Genomic DNA, 17086 nt, shown 5'->3' on the forward strand with positions numbered 1-17086 from the left:
ATAGCCTCGTACCCATGCGTCTGCTCCTCTTTCTTGCCACCCTCACCGCGACCTCCCTCGCCTCTTCAGTTCAAGCTCAGGACGTCCACGTCAAAGTCGATCCCCACGGTCCCGGCTCCATCGCCAGCACCACCGACTACACCACCATCCAGCAGGCGCTCGACCACCATCCCTTCGCGCCCGCAGGCTATCGCGTCATCATCTCCATCGTCCCCGGCGTCTACCACGAGCGCATCATCGTCACCCAGAACCACAACAACATCACGCTGCTCGGTCTCGGCAAATCCCCCGAGGACGTCGTCATCACCAACTCGCTGAACGCAAAGACCGCCGGCGGAACCTTCTTCACCGAAACCGCCGAGATCAACGGCACCGGCTTCGAGGCCGATAACCTCACCTTCGAGAACACCGCCGGCAACACCGGCCAGGCCGTCGCCGCCGCCGTCCGTGGCGACCGCGCCGTCTTCAAGCACTGCCGCTTCCTCGGCCACCAGGACACCCTCTTCGCCGACTACGGCCGCCAGTACTACGTCGACAGCTACATCGAAGGCGGGGTCGACTTCATCTTCGGCAACGCCGCCGCCGTCTTCGACCACGTCGAACTCCACGCCAACGGCCCCGGCTACCTCACCGCCCAATCCCGCACCGACCCCAACCAGCCCACCGGCTACGTCATCACCCACTCCACCGTCACCACCTCACTCGAAGCGACACTACCTCCGCCCGCAGGCGCACCCGGCGTCGCCTCCACAGCAGCCGCGCACAACATGACCGCCCTCGGCCGCCCCTGGCGCCCCTACGCCCGCGTCGTCTTCATGCATACCGTTCTCCCCGCCCAGCTCAACCCCGCGGGCTACACCGTCTGGAAGCGCGACGACCCCGTCCCACCGCTCGCCTGGTACGCCGAGTTCGACAACTCCGGCCCCGGCTGGCAGCCCACCGAGCGCCCCTCCTGGGAGCACATGCTCACCGCGAAAGAAGCCTCCGCCTTCGAGCCCCAGAACTTCCTCCGAGGTCGCGACCAATGGAACCCCATCGCCGCCGCCGCTAAACTCCCTTAACCTCCCATCGCTCTGCGTAAACGGCCACAAATCAGGTACCCCGAGGCTTCAGCCTCGGGTTTCATAACCCAAAATGAAGCAGGGCTTTAGCCCTGAGGTATGCTTCTCTTCGGAGATCCACCGATGCCTTCCCACCGTATTGCCCTCGTCACTACACTCGCGCTCACCGCCTCACTCGCCGCCACTCTCGCTATAGCGCAAACCCCCGGCATCCAGCCCAACGACATCGACCACGCCGTCAAGCCCGGCGACGACTTCTACCTCTACGCCAACGGCACCTGGCTCGATCGCACCGTCCTGCCGCCTGACCGCGTCGCCATCGGCGCCTTCTCCATCGTCGCCGACAAGACAGACAAGCAGGTCGCCGCCATCGTCGACGACGCAGCCGCGGCCAACGCCGCTCCCGGCACCAGCAAACGCCTCATCGCCGACCTCTACCACGCCTACATGGACGAGTCCGCCATCGAGAAGCACGGCATGGCCACCCTCAAGCCGCAGCTCGCCGCTATCGCCGCCATCAAGGACAAGCACGAGCTCTCCACCGCCCTCGGCCACTCTCTCCGCGCCGACACCGACGCCCTCAACAACACCAACTTCCACACCTCCAACATCTTCGGTCTATGGGTCGCGCCCGGCTTTCAGGACTCCGACCACTACGCCCCCTACCTCATGCAGGGTGGCATCGAGATGCCCGATCGAGCCTACTACCTCGACGACTCCGCGCACATGAAGTCCATCCGCGACTCCTACTCCAAGCACGTCGTCGCTGTCTTCACCATCGCCGGCCTCTCCGATCCCGAAGCCCGCGCCGCCCGCGTCATCGCCCTCGAGCACGCCATCGCCGAAGCCCACATCGCACTCGCCGACAACGAAGACATCCACAAGGCCAACAACCTCTGGCAGACCGCCGACTTCGCCACAAAGGCCCCCGGCCTCGACTGGACCGAGTTCTTCCACGCCGCCGGCCTCTCCACCCAGAAGACCCTCTACGTCTGGCAGCCCACCGCCATCACCGGCGAGTCCGCCCTCGTCGCCTCGCAGCCGCTCGACGCCTGGAAGGACTGGCTCGCCCTTCATCTCATCGACGACAACACCTCCGGCATCTCCAAGGCCCTCGCCAACGAGCACTTCGCCTTCTTCGGCACCACGCTCTCCGGCGCACCACAGCAGCGCCCCCGTGACCAGCGCGCCCTCGCCGTCGTCAACTCCTATCTCGGCGACACCGTCGGCCAGCTCTACGCCGAGCGCTACTTCCCGCCCGCCGCGCGCGCCAAAGCACAAGCGATGGTCTCCAACCTCCTCGCCGCCTTCCACAAGCGCCTCGAAGCCATCGACTGGATGGCCCCCAGCACCAAAGCCGAGGCCATCCGCAAGCTCGACGCCCTCTACGTCGGCGTCGGCTACGCCGATCACTGGCGCTCCTACGCTGGTCTCGAGATCAAGCCCGACGACCTCCTCGGCGACTACCAGCGTGCCGACCTCTTCGAGTACCACTACGCCCTCTCGCGCATCGGCAAGCCCGTCGACCGCCACGAGTGGTGCATGGAGCCGCAGACCGTCAACGCCGTCAACCTGCCGCTGAACAACGGCCTCAACTTCCCCGCGGCCATCCTGCAACCGCCGTTCTTTGACGCCTCCGCACCCGACGCCTCCAACTACGGCGCCATCGGTGCCGTCATCGGCCACGAGATCTCCCACACCTTCGACTCCGAGGGTGCCGAGTTCGACTCCAAAGGCCAGGTCCGCAAGTGGTGGACCGACGCCGACTATGCGCACTTCAAACAGGTCACCGGCGCGCTCGCCGCGCAGTTCGACGGCTACGAGCCCTACCCCGGCGTCCACGTCAACGGCCGCCAGACCCTCGGCGAAGACATCGCCGACCTCGGTGGCCTCGCCGCGGCCTACGACGCCTTCCACGCCGCCCAGCATGGCCAGCCCATCAAAGTAGTCGACGGCTTCGACGGCGACCAGCAGTTCTACCTAGCCTTCGGCCAAATCTGGCGCACCAAGATCCGCGAAGCCGCCGAGCGCCGCCAGATCCTCACCGACCCCCACGCCCCCGGCCACTACCGCGCAGAAACCGTCCGCAACTTCGACGCCTGGTACAAAGCCTTCCACATCCAACCCGGCGAAAAGCTCTACCTCGCCCCCGACCAGCGCGTGCGCATCTGGTAAAAACAAGAAGCAGCGAGCGGGGATAAGGAGCAGTTTCTACTCCCTATTCCCCGCTCCCTATTCCCTGCCCTATGCACCACATCATCGCCGCCATCAAATCAGGGACCGACCCGGTGGCTCCCTTGCCGCCGGGCGCGTTCACGCGTCAGCTTGAAGAGCCCGTCTACTGCCCCAAGTGCGACGTCTACTACCTGCTCATCGCCGACTACGAGGCCTCCGTCAACAAGTACTTCCCGCAGGAGACCCGCCGCCACCTCTCGCTACTCAAAAAAGCCGTCATGATGGGCCACGACTACGGCCACCGCGTCACCCACTTTGAGACCAACGGCGTCGTCGTCACCCGCCACATGCCCGAGAAGACCGTTCTCCCACCCATCCCCAAGCGGGTCATGTAACCACGCGCAATCAGTTCGCCGACGGCCGCTCCACCTGGTCGAGCACGATGCATTCCACACCCGTCTTCACCGGCTCCAGCTTCAATCCAAGTTGCTCGCGGATCGCCGTAAACAACTCCGGCGGCGCGCTGCCATCCGTCGCCGGCTCCTCACCCGCGAAGAACGGCTTGGTCGAAGTCGCCGTCATGTCGAAGTTGAACTCTCCCTTCACCCCGGTCTGGTCCACCACCGGCCTGTCCATCTCCACCCGCTGTAGTTCAGCCGCCAGCTGCGGCATCGTCCCATAGACGCCCACCACGCGCATCCACAGGTGCGGCCCGCGCTGGATGCGCACACCCTTCGCCATCCCCTCAACATCCCTCGCCGTCTCCAGCTTCGGACCACCCTTCGCAACCGTCAGCGCATACGCCGGCATCACTCTCGGCTCGCGGTGATACCGCATCCCCAGCCGGTCCGCCAGCAGCCGCTGCATTCGCTCCCGCCACTCCGCCGCCGAAGGCTCACCAGCCTCCGCCACGCCTTCAATATCGAACGTCTCCGTATCAAACCATGAAGGCTCACCCACAATCTGCTTCGCCTGCACGTTATACGCAAACTGCAGCATCTGGCTCATCGTAGTATCGTGTGCCGCAAACCGTCGCCCCTCCCACCCCAACGACCGCCCACTCTGCCCCGCAGCACTCGGCTTGATCGTCGCCGCCTCAAACCCCGGCCCACTTGCCGCAGGCTTCTGAGCTGTGGCACTCAGCGCCGCCATCACCATCACCCAACCAATTCGTTTCAGCAGTCCCATACCTGCAACTTTACGATGTTCACACCCCACGTTCTTGCCGTATAACGTGTTGCTATGCCGACTCCCTCCTTTCTGCGCCGCGCCAGCACTTCAACATACTTCTTCGCAATGCTCGCTCTCTCCGTCGCCTCGCACGGAGCCTCCGCGCAGGCCGCGCCCAAAAACTTCCAGACGCTGCTCGTCGGCATCGACCATCGCAACGTCGTCTCGCTCGACGGCGACTGGCACTACCTCATCGATCAGTCCCCGGCCCGCGCGCTCTACTCTCCCACCGGCGCCATCAACGACAACACGTACGCCCTCAACACCCACCCCACCATCGTCGGCCCGCACAATCAGGAGTACGACTTCGCCACCGCGCCTACCCTCAAAGTCCCCGGCGACTGGAACACCCAGGTCCCGCAACTCTTCAACTACGAGGGTGTCATCTGGTATCAGCGCGACTTCGACTTCCAGCCCAAACCCGGCACGCGCACCTTCCTCCACATCGGCGCCGCCAACTACCGCTCCCATGTCTGGGTCAACCAGAAGCGCATCTGTGACCACGAAGGCGGCTACACGCCCTTCGACTGCGAGGCCACCTCCGTCCTTCACCCCGGCTCCAACTTCGTCGTCATCGCCGTCGACGCCACCCGCATGGTCGACGGCATTCCGTCCGTCGGAATCGACTGGCTCAACTATGGCGGTCTCACCCGCGACGTCTCCCTCCTCACCGTCCCCACCGCCTTCATCGACGACTACGATGTCCACCTCGCCCACGGCCCCGCCTGGCAGCCCGGCAACAAACAGCTCACCGGCTACATCCACATCCTCAACGCGACCGCCAACACGCCCGTCACCCTCGACATCCCCGAGGCCGGCATCCACACCACGCTCCACACCGACGCCGACGGCCGCGCGCCCTTCACCGTCACCGCCAGCAAGCTCACCCTCTGGTCACCCGACTCACCGAAGCTCTACAAGGTCACTCTCGCCACCGGCACTGGCGATCAACGCGACTCCATCACCGACGACATCGGCTTCCGCGACATACGCGTCGATGGGACGCATATCCTCCTCAACGGCAAGCCCATCTATCTGCAAGGCGTAAACCTCCACGCCGAAGCCCCTATCCGCGGCGGCCGCGTCGACAACGACCAGGACGTCTCCATCCTCTTCGGCTACCTCAAAGACCTCAACGCCAACTTCGTCCGCCTCGCCCACTACCCGCACGACGAGCGCATGGAGCGCGCAGCCGACCGCGACGGCATCATGATCTGGTCTGAGATCCCCCTCTGGCAGCACATCTCCTTTGACAAGCCCGAGGTCTACGCCAAAGCCGTCACCATGCTCAAGGAGATGATCCGCCGCGACCGCAACAAGGCCTCCGTCATCCTCTGGTCCATCTCCAACGAGACACCCAACAACCCCACCCGCACCCAGTTCCTCACCAACTTAGCCAACGAAGCACGCGCCCTCGACCCCACCCGCCCCATCACCTCCGCGCTCAACACCGCCCACATCGAAGGCACCACTGCTACGCTGCCTGACCCCTTCGCCAACGCCCTCGATGTCGTCGGCGTCAATCAGTACATCGGCTGGTACACCGGCACGCCCGAAAGCGCCGACAAGATCCAGTGGACGCTCCCGCAGAAGCCAATCATCGCCAGCGAGTTCGGCGCCGAAGCCAAACAGGGCAACCACGGAACGGTCAATCAGCGATGGACCGAAGAGCAACAGGTCTTCGTCCTCCAGCACCAGTTCACCATGCTCTCCAAAATCCCTCAGCTCCGCGGCGACACTCCCTGGATACTCATGGACTTCCGCTCCCCCACCCGCAACATCCCCAAGCTACAGGACGGCTACAACCGCAAGGGTCTCATCTCCGAAGACGGCAAGAAGAAGGAAGCCTTCTACTTCGTCCAGAAGACCTACAAGGAGCACTCCGTCGGCAAACCTTGACGACAGCATGGAATTCTCTGCTTATAATTGCACCATGCCAAAGCTCCCGGCCGTCGACATCAACGATATCCGCTCCGTCACAGACTTCCAGCGCAACGCGAAAAAGCATGTTGCCCGCCTCCGCAAGACCAAAGCTCCCATGGTTCTTACAGTCAACGGCAGCGCCGCCATCGTCGTTCAGGATGCCGCAACCTACCAGGACCTCTTGAACCGGGTGGACTCGCTTGAAGAAGAACATCGCTTTATAGCCGCCGTGAATGAGGGGCTCGCCGACGTCGAAGCCGGCAGAACGCGCCCATTTCGCGAGGCGTTCGCAGAAGCGGAGTTGAGACTTGGCATACGCCGTTAGAATGGCCGTCACTGCCATGCGCGATGCCGAGGAGTATCACGCCTACATCCTTGGGCAGAGCCATGACAACATCGCTGCCAATCAATGGTGGGACGGACTCTTCAAAGCCATAGCTTCGCTAGAGACGCTACCCGCACGGTGCCCACGCATTGAGGAACGGGGAAACTTCCGGCACCCCTTGCGGCAGCTTCTTTATGCTTCGCACCGGATTCTCTTTTGGGTAGACGCAAAGACGGTGCATGTTTTGCGTATCTATCCCTCTTCAGGCCGGCCCTTGCAGTCCCTGCAGCAACGTCCGAAGCACGGCAAAAGCCTGGACTGATAAACTAAAGTTAGTGAGCAACACCCCTACCCTCGAAATTCCAACAGCCCCCGAAACCGAGTTCTACCGCCCCAAGGTCGGCTTCGTCTCGCTCGGCTGCCCCAAGAACCTCGTCGACTCCGAGGTCATGATGGGCCTACTTCACCGTTCCGGTGCCGAGTTGACCCCCCGCGCTGAAGACGCCGAAATTCTCGTCGTCAACACCTGCTCCTTCATCGACTCCGCCAAGCAGGAATCAGTCGACACTATCCTCGAGATGGTGCAGCACAAGATCGCCAACGGTGGTCGCGCCCAGCGCCTCATCGTCGCTGGCTGTCTCGTCGAGCGCTATCGTGACGAAATCCGCAAGAACATCCCCGAAGTCGACGCCGTCGTAGGCACCGGCGAGCTAGAAGCCATCCTCGAAGCCGCAGGGCTCAACCGCCCCGCCCCCGCCGAAAACAACTCGCCCTTCGCCATCCTCACCTCGGCCCAAATCGAGCGCCACGCCAGCAGCGTCAACCAGCACTCCCGCCCGGAAGGCGACAGCCCTCAGCTCCGCCACGAGGCCGAATCGTCTTCTCTATCCTCTATCCCCTACTCTCTTTCCCCTGCTTCCAGAGCCGAAGGCGACGCCCGCGAGCAAGCCGGCCGCTTCTCCCGCGAAGCCTGGGACGGCGCCACCGCCGCCCTCCCCAGCTACCTCTACTCCGACGAGACCCCACGCATCCTCACCACTCCGCGCGCCTCGGCCTACATCAAGATCGCCGAAGGCTGCGACCACCCCTGCAGCTTCTGCATCATCCCGCAACTGCGCGGTAAGTTCCGCTCGCGCCCCATTGCCTCCATCGTCGCGGAAGCCAAATCCCTCATCGCACAAGGCGTCCGCGAGATCACCCTCATCGGCCAGGACACCACCTGCTACGGCGAAGACCTCCTTCCAAGCATCCCTCTCCATACCCATGAAGTGTCATCTCGACCGAAGCGCAGCGAAGCGGAGAGACCTGCAGTTGGGACCGCCACAAATCTCCGTCGCCCCGAACTCGCCGATCTCCTCGAAGCCCTCGCCCCACTCCCCGGTCTTAAGTGGCTGCGCTTCCTCTACGCCTATCCCAACAAGATCACCACGCGCCTGCTCGAAACCATCGCACGCCACGACACCATCGCAAAGTACCTCGACGTCCCGCTGCAACACGCCAGCGCCAGCGTCCTCCGCCGCATGAAGCGTGGCGGCTCCGCCGACCGTTTCCTCCAGATCATCGACAAGGCCCGCGCCACCGTCCCCGGCCTCGTCCTCCGCACCAGCTTCATCGTCGGCTTCCCCGGCGAAACAGAAGAAGACTTCGCCGAGCTCATGACCTTCGTCGAAGCCGCTCGCATCGACTGGCTAGGCGTCTTCAGCTACTCCGACGAAGAAGGCGCAGGCGCCTTCGCACTCGACCAGAAGGTCCCGAAGCGCACCATCGAGTCCCGCCGCAAGAAGCTGATGAAGCTCCAGCAAAAAATCAGCAAGCGAGCCCGCGCAGCCTGGGTTGGCTGCGAACTCGACATCCTTGTCGAAGGCGAGTCCGAAGAGACCGAGCTCCTCTGGCAGGGCCGCTCCCTCGAGATGGCCCCTGAGATCGACGGCAAAGTCCTCATCAACGACTTCGGTCCTCACGAGTCCTTAGTCCCCGGCACCTTCTACCGCGCCGAAATCACCGAGTCCCACGACTACGACGTAGTCGCCCGCATCATCGAATAAAGGCATGCCGCCCAGCAGAAAGGGCCCCACACGGGGCCCTTCGCCGTCACTGTCTCCATCTGCAAATTACATGCCACCGTTGCCGTTGTTATGCGCAAGCGCGGCCTTGTAGCCCTCGGTAAACGAGCTGCGATACGCTTCGCGGTCAGCCGACTTCTTCACGGGGGGGTGGTTGTAAAGGTAGGAAGTCTTGGGGTCTACCGGGCGCTTCGCTACCGTATCCAGCTTTGCTGCCTCGATGCCGTCCTTGTAAGCCTGGCCCTGTTCTGTGCCGGCCGGCGGCGTCGTCCAGTCATTCTGGGTGCTGTTCTGGGTCTGGTTCTGCGTCTGGGCCGCCATCACCATCGGGGCGGTCATCATCGTCACTGCGATCAGCGACGTTGCGATACGGGAAAACTTGCTCATCGGATGCCTCTTACTGCTTGATACCAACGACGTCGTGGTCGTGGCTTTGTTGCTGGCGATCCACTGCCACACAAACAGACGCAAGGTACACCCTTGAAGTTGCAAATTGCAAGTCGAATCTCACTAAAGAATCTTCATCGTTATGCGAACGATTTCGCATCAACCAGGCATTCCACTCAAAATAAACCACTTGCAACAAGCATCAATACAGCATTACAAATTCACAACCGTAACCGCCGTCACGCAATTTTCATCCTTCACCCTCGTGCAGTATCCTCAACCAAAGCGTCACTGTGCGAGTTCAGCTCGCCCCTTCGCACGAAAGAAACGTATGCCTGCCACCAAGCCCATCCTCTGCCCCACCTGCCGCAAAGTCGTCGACCCCACCGCCGAAGACTTCCCCTTCTGTTCCGACCGCTGCCGCCTCATCGACCTCGGCAAATGGGCCTCCGGAGACTACAAGATCAGCTCCCCCATCTTCGACGAAGAGCTCCTCGAAGACCTCCAGCGCCGCCAGGAACAATCCTCCTCCGACCCCGACGACACCCTCTCGAAGTGGAAGAACTAATCTTCTAAGGTCCGTCATTCTGAGCGAACCCTGAGCTTGTCGAAGGGGAAGTCGAAGAACCCCGACGCTCTAAAACTCACCTCGGGTCTCGATCCCTTTCTGCCACCTATACCCGGTAAACTGCTAGCTGTGACTCAACCCAAGAAATCCTTCTGGGCCTGGACGCTCGCCACCTGGTTCGGCGCCGGCTACCTCAAGCCCGGCCCCGGAACCTACGGCAGCGCCGCCGCCGTCGTACTCTGGTACATCGCCGCGCAGCTCATTCCCAGCACCCCCACCACGCTGGCGGTAGCCACTCTCATCGCCGCCATCATCATCACGCTCATCGGCATCCCAGCCTCCACCACCGTCGCCCGCGAGTCCGGCCGCAAAGACCCCGGCTTCGTCGTCATCGACGAGTTCGCCGGCCAGCTCTTCGCCCTCGTCCTCATGCGGCCCAACTGTCAGCACGCCCTCATCGCTCTGCTCCTCTTCCGCGCCTTCGACATCACCAAGCCTTGGCCCATCCGCAAGCTCGAAGCCCTCCCCGAAGGCACGGGCATCATGCTCGACGACGTAGCCGCCGGCCTCGCCGCCCTCCTGCTCGGCGCCATACTCAGCCGATTCCTTCCTCTCACACGTTAGCGCTGGTTTTTATCAGCAAAATTCACGTATCATGGGCGACCATGTTCAGCCGCTCTCTCACGCTTGCGTTCTGCTTCGTCGTCCTTGCTCCCGCGCTGCCCGCCGTCGCCCAGCAATCGGCCTGGGCGCACCTTGGCCCCCACGGCGACCTCGTCTACAAGACCACCCCGCGCGGCGACCGCATCCCCGACTTCTCCTACGCCGGCTACATGGCCGGAGGCGTCGCCCTCCCCACCGCTCCCGTCGCCGAAACCCTCAACCCTAGCGGCTCCGATGACACCGCCGCACTGCAGGCCGCACTCGACCGCACCGCCAAAGCCGCAGCACGGTCAAACCACCCCGTCGCGCTCCTGCTCGCCCCCGGTGACTTCCACCTCAGCACCACCATCGAGCTTCGCGGCTCCAACGTCGTCCTGCGCGGCTCCGGTGCAGACAAGACCACACTCACCCTCACCGGCGAGCCCCACCTCGGCCTCCGCGTCGGCCCGGCATCAGCCGCCGGCGAGCCCGAAGGCCGCCTCGACCCAAAGCTGCCATCTACACAGGCATCCACTACGCTCGCACCGGACATCTACGTCCCCAACGGTTCACTCTCCGTTCGCGTCGTCAACGCCCGCCTCTTCCATCCCGGCGACACCGTCCTCATCAACCGCCCCGTCACGCCCGCATGGCTGCACTTCATGCAGATGGACAACCTCATCCGTAGGGGCAAGCCCGAGCACTGGGTCGGTGCGAACCTCCCCACCGAACGCACTCTCGCCGCCGTCCACGGCAACACCCTCACCTTCACCTCGCCGCTCATGGACGACTACGATCCAGCCTACGGTGGCGGCACGCAAACCACTGTCGCCCGCATCGCCACACCTGTCCGCATCCAGCAGGTCGGCATCGAATCGCTGCACATCGTCGCGCCGCCACGCCGCATCGCACTCGGCAACCCCGCCTTCGACGCCATCACCCTCACCGCAACGCAGGACGCCTGGGTCCGCGACATCCGCATCGACGACACCACCACCTCCATCACCATCACCGACACCAGCCAGCGCATCACCATCGACCGCGTCGATGTCGTCGACTCCGTCACCGTCACCACCCCTGCCAAGCCCTTCGGCTTCTCACTCGGTGGCACACAGACCCTCGTCATGCGCTCCAGCATCACGGGCGACAAAATCTTCTTCGCCGCCACGCAGGCCCGCAACCAGGGCCCAAACGTGCTGCTCCACTGTACCTTCAAGGGCGACACCGCACTCGAACCCCACCAGCGCTGGGCAACAGGTCTGCTGGTGGACAACGTCACCGTCCACGACGGCGCCATCAACCTCTACAACCGCGGCGAGATGGGCTCGGGCCACGGCTGGGCCATCGCCTGGAGCGTCGTCTGGAACTCCTCAGCCGACACCATCACCGTACAATCGCCGCCCGGCACCATCAACTGGGACATCGGCACCACCGGCGAGCGCGTCCTCCGCCCCATGCCCGTCTTCGACAACCAGCCCAAGGGCCCGGATATCCCCCAAGGCACCGTCGACTCGCCCGGCCACCCCGTCATCCCCGACAGCCTCTACCTGCAGCAGCTCCGCGACCGCCTCGGCGAAAAAGCCGTCCACGCCATCGGCTGGTAAAACACCGCAACCTACTCCCTACTCCTATCCTGATTTGCCACCACCCCCAGCGGCATCTACCCTAACTCTAGATGCCGCTGCAACTTCCAATCCGTCTTCACCCCGACGCTCCGCACCTCGATCACCTCACCCCGCGCTCCGCCATCCCCGGCGGCAGCTTTGAGGTCACCGGCTCGCTCCTCCTCAAGGACGGCGAGCTCCCCGAGGCCTTCTTCGGCGAAACGCCTGCCTCCTTCGACATGGCGCGCCCCACCCACGCCCGCATCCGCGTCCCCTCCGGAGCCATCTCGTCCGACCTCGTCCTCCGCCGCAACGGCGTCGCCTCCAACGTCCTCCACGCCAACGTCGGCGTGCCCATGGCGGAAGACCTGCACCTCGTCTCCAACCCCGCCATCGACGCCGACGGCAACCTCTTCGCGATGGTCTCCGGCCCCCGCGGCGAAAAGGTTCCTGTCTCCATCTACCGCATCGCCCGCGACCTCCAGATGTCGGCCTTCGCGCACGATCTCCTCAACATCTCCGCGCTCGCCTTCGACCCCACCGGCAACTCCGGCCGCGACCTCTACGCCAGCTCCCGCGCCGACGGCACCATCTACCGCATCACCCCTGAAGGCCACGTCACCACCTTCTCCGAAGGCATGGGCATCGCCACCGGCATCGCCTTCGACCGCAACGGCAACCTCTTCGTCGGCGACCGCTCCGGCACCATCTTCCGCATCAACCCCACCGGCGAGATCTTCGTCTTCGCCACCCTCGAACCCTCCGTCGCCTTCTACCACCTCTGCTTCCACCCCGACGGCCGCCTGCTCGTCACCGCCCCCACCACCAGCTCCAACCAGCCCATCTACGCCATCGACCGCGACGGCAACACCACCACCTTCTTCCACGGCCTCGGCCGCCCGCAGGGCATGGCCTTCGACGTCGACGCTAACCTCTACGTCGCCGCCTCACTCCAGGGAGAACGCGGCATCATCCGGGTCTGGCCCTCGCGCCTCGGCAACGAAATGCACGCCGAACTCACCGTCACCGGCTCCGACATCATAGGCCTCTGCTTCCTCGACGACGGCTGCTGCGCCCTCGCTACCCACACTACCCTCTTCCACGCCGACCTAGGCATCGAAGGCCTCCCGCTCATATAAGCCGCTGGACTGGTGAGCCTCTGGACTGAGATCTCAACTCGCCCCACCCAAACTCCCGGTGCTCCATTCATGACGACAGCCTCACCGTCGGCATGAGTGGGTTGACGACGCTCTCACCCTCGCCACAATGGGCATCAGCTCCCACAATCATAGGATCGTCCGATGCACCCGCATCGCCTCCGCCACCCCATGCAGCCTCTTATCCACCGTCCAAAGACTAGTTCCCGGCGTAATCATCACCGACGCGATCAGATGAACATCCACCAGCCCAATCCCCTTGCCATGCAGCTTATGGGCCTCCGCCATCCGCCGCACCTCGCTCAGCATCGCCACCTGTAGCTGCGGCAACATCTCCAGCATCGCCACCGTCTTCCGCCGGTCCTTCAGCGATCCCAGCGCCAGTTCCGCCGTCACATACGGATGCATCACAATCCGCCCTTGCTCCAGCTCAAACCTCAGTGCTGAACTCGTTCCCCTCAGATGGTCGATCCACACCGACGTGTCGGCAAGAATCACCGCTCCGCCATCCTGCGCCTCGGCGCCGCACTCGCCTTGGGCATCGAGCCCTCCAGCGCCGCCAGCCTGCGAGCCGCTTCGCGCTCAATCAAAGCCCGCAGGGCCTCGCGCACCAGCGCCGTCTTCTCCATCACGCCGGTAAACTCCTGCGCCGTGGCAACTAACTCATCATCCAAAGCCAACGTCGTTCTCATATATTCTCCACGCATCTAAAAGTAGCATCATTCGATGCCTTCTGAAGCCATATTGCCCATCCGCACACTAAACTAATCTTGAGGATTTCCCGTGTCCACCGCCATCTTCCGCCGCCCCACACCCGCGGAAGCCGAACTCGTCCGCCGCCGTCTGGAGCTGGAGTCCCTCCGCTCCACACTCGCCGCGCGCGAGCTCGCACTCGGCGACCTGCGCAACCACCTCATCAGCTTTGAAGGCCGCTACATCCGCCAGGTCGGCATCCTCTACCGCCAGCTTGACCACTGGGAGCGCCGCTTCGCCGTCCTGCAAGTTCAGAATCTCACCCTCGAAGAGCTGGAAGCCGAACTAGCCGACGACCTCGGCAACATCTCCTCCGCCGACGAACCGTGTGCCCCGCGTCTCGCCTCTGAGACGCGGGATCAAGCCGCGGAGCCCTCGCTCAAAAGCCTCTTCCACGCTCTCGTCAAACGCATCCACCCCGACCACGCCACCAGCGCCCGCGACGAGCACCACCGCACGCGCCTCATGGCCCAGGCCAACGACGCCTTCCGCCGCAAAGACACCACCATCCTCCAGCGCCTCCTCGACGGCTATACCATCTCCATCGAAACCCTCACCCCCGAAGCCGAGCTAACCCACGTCCTCCACCAGATCGCTCTCGTCCAGCAGGACATCCTCGCCATCGACGCCACCCACCAGCGCCTCCACTACTCCGAGCACGCCCAGCTCGAGCGCGACGTCATCGCCGCCGCCCGCGCCGGCCGCGACCTCCTCGCCGAGATGGCCGCCCGCGTCAAAGGCCAGATCGGCCTCGCCATGGCCCGCTACGAGCGCGAGCTCCACCGCCTCAAGCACCCCAACCGCGGCCTCCGCACCAAAGACGTTCTCTCCGCCGAAACCCGTCGGACACCCTAGCCTCGGCAAACACCGCAACGAAACTGGCCGCTCTCAGGAGCGGCTCGATCGTACTGCAGGAAGGCTTTCATATCGCGAAGTATAGGTGACCCAACAGCAAGCGTGTGAGTACGAAAGCCTCACACGTTCGTACCAATTCCGTTTTAGACCATGCCCTCGTGGCGAAACTCTCTTTAAAAACCTCCGCGCACTTTGCGGGCGCCTCCGCCTTTCAGCACCTCGACCCACCAGCTATCATCACCTCAGCATGATCGCTGAAATCATCGCCGTGGGCTCAGAGATGCTTACCCCCCACCGGCAGGACACCAACTCGCTCTTCCTCACCGCCGGGCTCAACGATCTCGGCGTCTCCGTCGCCTTCAAAACCATCGTCGGCGACAACCGCCGCCACCTCGTCGCCGCCATCCGCATCGCCATCGCCCGCGCCGACATCGTCCTGCTCTCCGGCGGCCTCGGCCCCACCGAAGACGATCTCACTCGCGAGTGCCTTGCCCAGGTCCTCGGCGTCAACCTGCATCGCGACACCACCATCCTCAACGCGCTCCGAGCCCGCTACGCCGCGCGCAAAATGGCAATGCCCCCCAACAACGCCCGCCAGGCCGACGTCCTCGACGGCGCCCATGTCCTCCCCAACGCCAACGGTAGCGCCCCAGGCCAGTACACCGACATCGTCCTCCCCGACGCCTCAGGGCAGGCCTTTCGCAAGATCATCATCCTCCTCCCCGGGCCGCCCAAAGAGCTCAAACCCCTCTTCGACTTCGAATGCCGCCCACGCCTCTCCGCCGCTCTGCCCGCGCACTACATCGCGCGCCGCCAGCTTCGCATGGCCCTCATCCCCGAAAGCCAGGTCGACGCCCGCTGCGCCCCCATCTACTCGCAGTTTGAAGACGTCGAGACCACCATCCTCGCCGGCCACGCCGAGATCCAGCTCCACTTCGTCTGCAGCAAACACACCCTCGAGCTCGCCCAGCAGCGCGTCGACACCCTCGCCGACCTCATCGCCCGCGAGATGGGCGACGACATCTTCTCCGACGACGGCGAGGACCTCGAAGCCGTCGTCCTCCTCATGCTCGGCCTCCGCGAACACACCCTCGCCATCGCCGAAAGCTGCACCGGCGGCTGGCTCGGCGAGCGCCTCACCTCCGTCCCCAACAGCTCACGAGTCTTCCTCGGCGGCGCCATCACCTACGCCAATGCCCTCAAGGCTTCTTTCACCGGCGTCGATCCCGACCTCATCGCTCAACACGGCGCCGTCTCCGGCCCCGTCGCCCGCGCCATGGCCGAAGGCATCCGCTTCCGCACCGGTGCCACCCTGGGCCTCAGCATCACCGGCCTCGCCGGCCCTACCCCCGGCACCGGCCCCGACGCCGACAAACCCATCGGCCTCGTCTATATCGGCCTGGCAGACGGCGAAGACACCCAGGTTCGCCAGCTCCACATCACCGGCGACCGCGAACGCATCCGCCTCTGGTCCACCCAGCACGCCCTGGAGCTACTTCGACGCAGCTTGATGTAGCCCGGCCAACACCTGCCATAGAAGTGTCATCGCTAGGCAGGACAGCTTCATCGTCCTGCCTAGCGGAGAGACCTGCTCTTGCTTTTCTTTCTTCCATTCCGAGCGCAGCGAGGAACCTGCTTCTCGCGCGCGAAGCGCGCGCCTCTGCCCCCTCTCTTCACCCACCCTTGCTACACTCACCAGTGACTGCTATGACCCGCATCCTCCTCACTCTGGCGCTGGCCTACCTCATCGGCTCCATCCCCTTCGGCTACCTTCTCGTCCGCTTCTTCCTTAAGCAGGACATCCGCGCCGTCGGCTCCGGCAACATCGGCGCTACCAACGTCGCCCGCTCCGGCAAAAAGGGCCTGGCCATGCTCACGCTCGCCCTCGACGCCCTTAAGGGATACACCGCCGTCTACTTCGCTCTCCTCATCGCCCGCCAGACACAGCCCGGCATCACCTTCGCACTCAGCCCACTAGCCGCCAGCGCCGCCGTCATCTGCGTCCTCGCCAACATCTTCCCTGTCTGGCTCCGCTTCAAAGGCGGCAAGGGCATCGCCACAGCCTTGGGAGTCTTCCTCGCCCTCGTCCCCGTCGCCGCGCTCTCGGCACTGGCGCTCTTCATCGTCATCGTCGCGCTCACCCGCTACGTCTCACTCGGTTCCATCCTCGCGGCAGCCTCCATCCCCATCTTCGCGTTCTTCTTCACGCATCCCCGCAGCGTTGCACTCGTCCCCAGCGTGGCCATCGTCGGCCTCGTCTGCATCTGGCGACACAGCGCCAACATCTCCAGACTTCTCCAGGGCACCGAAAGCCGCCTCGGCCAGAAGAAACCCGCCTAATCC

17 protein-coding genes are annotated in these 17086 nt (G+C 64.0%); 13 read left to right on the top strand and 4 right to left on the bottom strand.

Features of this window, described 5'->3' with window-relative positions; all coding sequences use genetic code 11:
* Positions 1–14: 14 nt before the first annotated feature.
* The 3 genes from GOB94_RS05725 (at position 15) to GOB94_RS05735 (ending at position 3631) form a co-directional block, all read left to right on the top strand.
* Positions 15–1061, top strand: a complete 1047-nt coding sequence (locus tag GOB94_RS05725; protein WP_182277899.1) for a pectinesterase family protein — start codon at positions 15–17, stop codon at positions 1059–1061.
* 123 nt (positions 1062–1184) lie between these two features.
* Positions 1185–3236: a M13 family metallopeptidase gene (locus tag GOB94_RS05730; RefSeq protein WP_182277900.1), complete on the top strand. Its 2052-nt coding sequence runs from the start codon at positions 1185–1187 to the stop codon at positions 3234–3236.
* 71 nt (positions 3237–3307) lie between these two features.
* A complete protein-coding gene (locus tag GOB94_RS05735) occupies positions 3308–3631 on the top strand; it encodes a hypothetical protein (RefSeq protein WP_182277901.1) in 324 nt (107 codons plus the stop codon).
* A gap of 10 nt (positions 3632–3641) precedes the next feature.
* Here the strand turns inward: GOB94_RS05735 and GOB94_RS05740 are convergent, their stop codons facing one another.
* Positions 3642–4424, bottom strand: coding sequence for a TIGR03435 family protein (locus tag GOB94_RS05740; RefSeq protein ID WP_182277902.1), 783 nt, complete (start codon positions 4422–4424; stop codon positions 3642–3644).
* A gap of 54 nt (positions 4425–4478) precedes the next feature.
* Between GOB94_RS05740 and GOB94_RS05745 the strand changes: the two genes are divergently transcribed.
* From GOB94_RS05745 to rimO, 3 genes are all read left to right on the top strand, one after another.
* A complete protein-coding gene (locus GOB94_RS05745) occupies positions 4479–6365 on the top strand; it encodes a glycoside hydrolase family 2 TIM barrel-domain containing protein (protein WP_255484262.1) in 1887 nt (628 codons plus the stop codon).
* Positions 6366–6399: 34 nt separating this feature from the next.
* A complete protein-coding gene (locus GOB94_RS05750; RefSeq protein ID WP_182277903.1) occupies positions 6400–6714 on the top strand; it encodes a type II toxin-antitoxin system prevent-host-death family antitoxin in 315 nt (104 codons plus the stop codon).
* A gap of 335 nt (positions 6715–7049) precedes the next feature.
* Entirely contained in the window at positions 7050–8759 is a 1710-nt protein-coding gene (rimO, locus tag GOB94_RS05760; protein WP_255484263.1) for a 30S ribosomal protein S12 methylthiotransferase RimO, read from the top strand.
* Between the two features lie 66 nt (positions 8760–8825).
* On the opposite strand, the gene GOB94_RS05765 is transcribed toward rimO, so the two are convergent.
* Entirely contained in the window at positions 8826–9164 is a 339-nt protein-coding gene (locus GOB94_RS05765; RefSeq protein ID WP_182277906.1) for a hypothetical protein, read from the bottom strand.
* A 331-nt stretch (positions 9165–9495) separates the two neighbouring features.
* Here GOB94_RS05765 and yacG point away from each other — a divergent pair, with 331 nt between their 5' ends.
* From yacG to GOB94_RS05785, 4 genes are all read left to right on the top strand, one after another.
* On the top strand, positions 9496–9732 hold the full coding sequence (gene yacG / locus GOB94_RS05770; RefSeq protein ID WP_182277907.1) for a DNA gyrase inhibitor YacG: 237 nt from the start codon (positions 9496–9498) through the stop codon (positions 9730–9732).
* Between the two features lie 129 nt (positions 9733–9861).
* Positions 9862–10356 (top strand): phosphatidylglycerophosphatase A, encoded by a 495-nt coding sequence (locus tag GOB94_RS05775; RefSeq protein ID WP_255484264.1) that lies wholly within the window; start codon positions 9862–9864, stop codon positions 10354–10356.
* Positions 10357–10397: 41 nt separating this feature from the next.
* Positions 10398–11978, top strand: a complete 1581-nt coding sequence (locus GOB94_RS05780) for a hypothetical protein (protein ID WP_182277908.1) — start codon at positions 10398–10400, stop codon at positions 11976–11978.
* Positions 11979–12049: 71 nt separating this feature from the next.
* Positions 12050–13117, top strand: coding sequence for a gluconolaconase (locus GOB94_RS05785; RefSeq protein WP_182277909.1), 1068 nt, complete (start codon positions 12050–12052; stop codon positions 13115–13117).
* A gap of 147 nt (positions 13118–13264) precedes the next feature.
* On the opposite strand, the gene GOB94_RS05790 is transcribed toward GOB94_RS05785, so the two are convergent.
* Both GOB94_RS05790 and GOB94_RS05795 read right to left on the bottom strand, forming a co-directional pair.
* Complete coding sequence (locus GOB94_RS05790) at positions 13265–13633, bottom strand: type II toxin-antitoxin system VapC family toxin (RefSeq protein ID WP_182277910.1); 369 nt, start codon at positions 13631–13633, stop codon at positions 13265–13267.
* Entirely contained in the window at positions 13630–13827 is a 198-nt protein-coding gene (locus tag GOB94_RS05795) for a type II toxin-antitoxin system VapB family antitoxin (RefSeq protein WP_182277911.1), read from the bottom strand. Before GOB94_RS05795 ends, GOB94_RS05790 begins: the two co-directional genes overlap by 4 nt.
* A gap of 91 nt (positions 13828–13918) precedes the next feature.
* Here GOB94_RS05795 and GOB94_RS05800 point away from each other — a divergent pair, with 91 nt between their 5' ends.
* From GOB94_RS05800 to plsY, 3 genes are all read left to right on the top strand, one after another.
* Positions 13919–14743 (top strand): hypothetical protein, encoded by an 825-nt coding sequence (locus GOB94_RS05800; protein WP_182277912.1) that lies wholly within the window; start codon positions 13919–13921, stop codon positions 14741–14743.
* 247 nt (positions 14744–14990) lie between these two features.
* Positions 14991–16259, top strand: coding sequence for a competence/damage-inducible protein A (locus GOB94_RS05805; protein ID WP_182277913.1), 1269 nt, complete (start codon positions 14991–14993; stop codon positions 16257–16259).
* 191 nt (positions 16260–16450) lie between these two features.
* On the top strand, positions 16451–17083 hold the full coding sequence (gene plsY, locus GOB94_RS05810) for a glycerol-3-phosphate 1-O-acyltransferase PlsY (RefSeq protein ID WP_182277914.1): 633 nt from the start codon (positions 16451–16453) through the stop codon (positions 17081–17083).
* The last annotated feature ends 3 nt before the right edge of the window (positions 17084–17086 follow it).

The organism is Granulicella sp. 5B5, from assembly GCF_014083945.1.
Taxonomy (GTDB): Bacteria; Acidobacteriota; Terriglobia; order Terriglobales; family Acidobacteriaceae; genus Granulicella.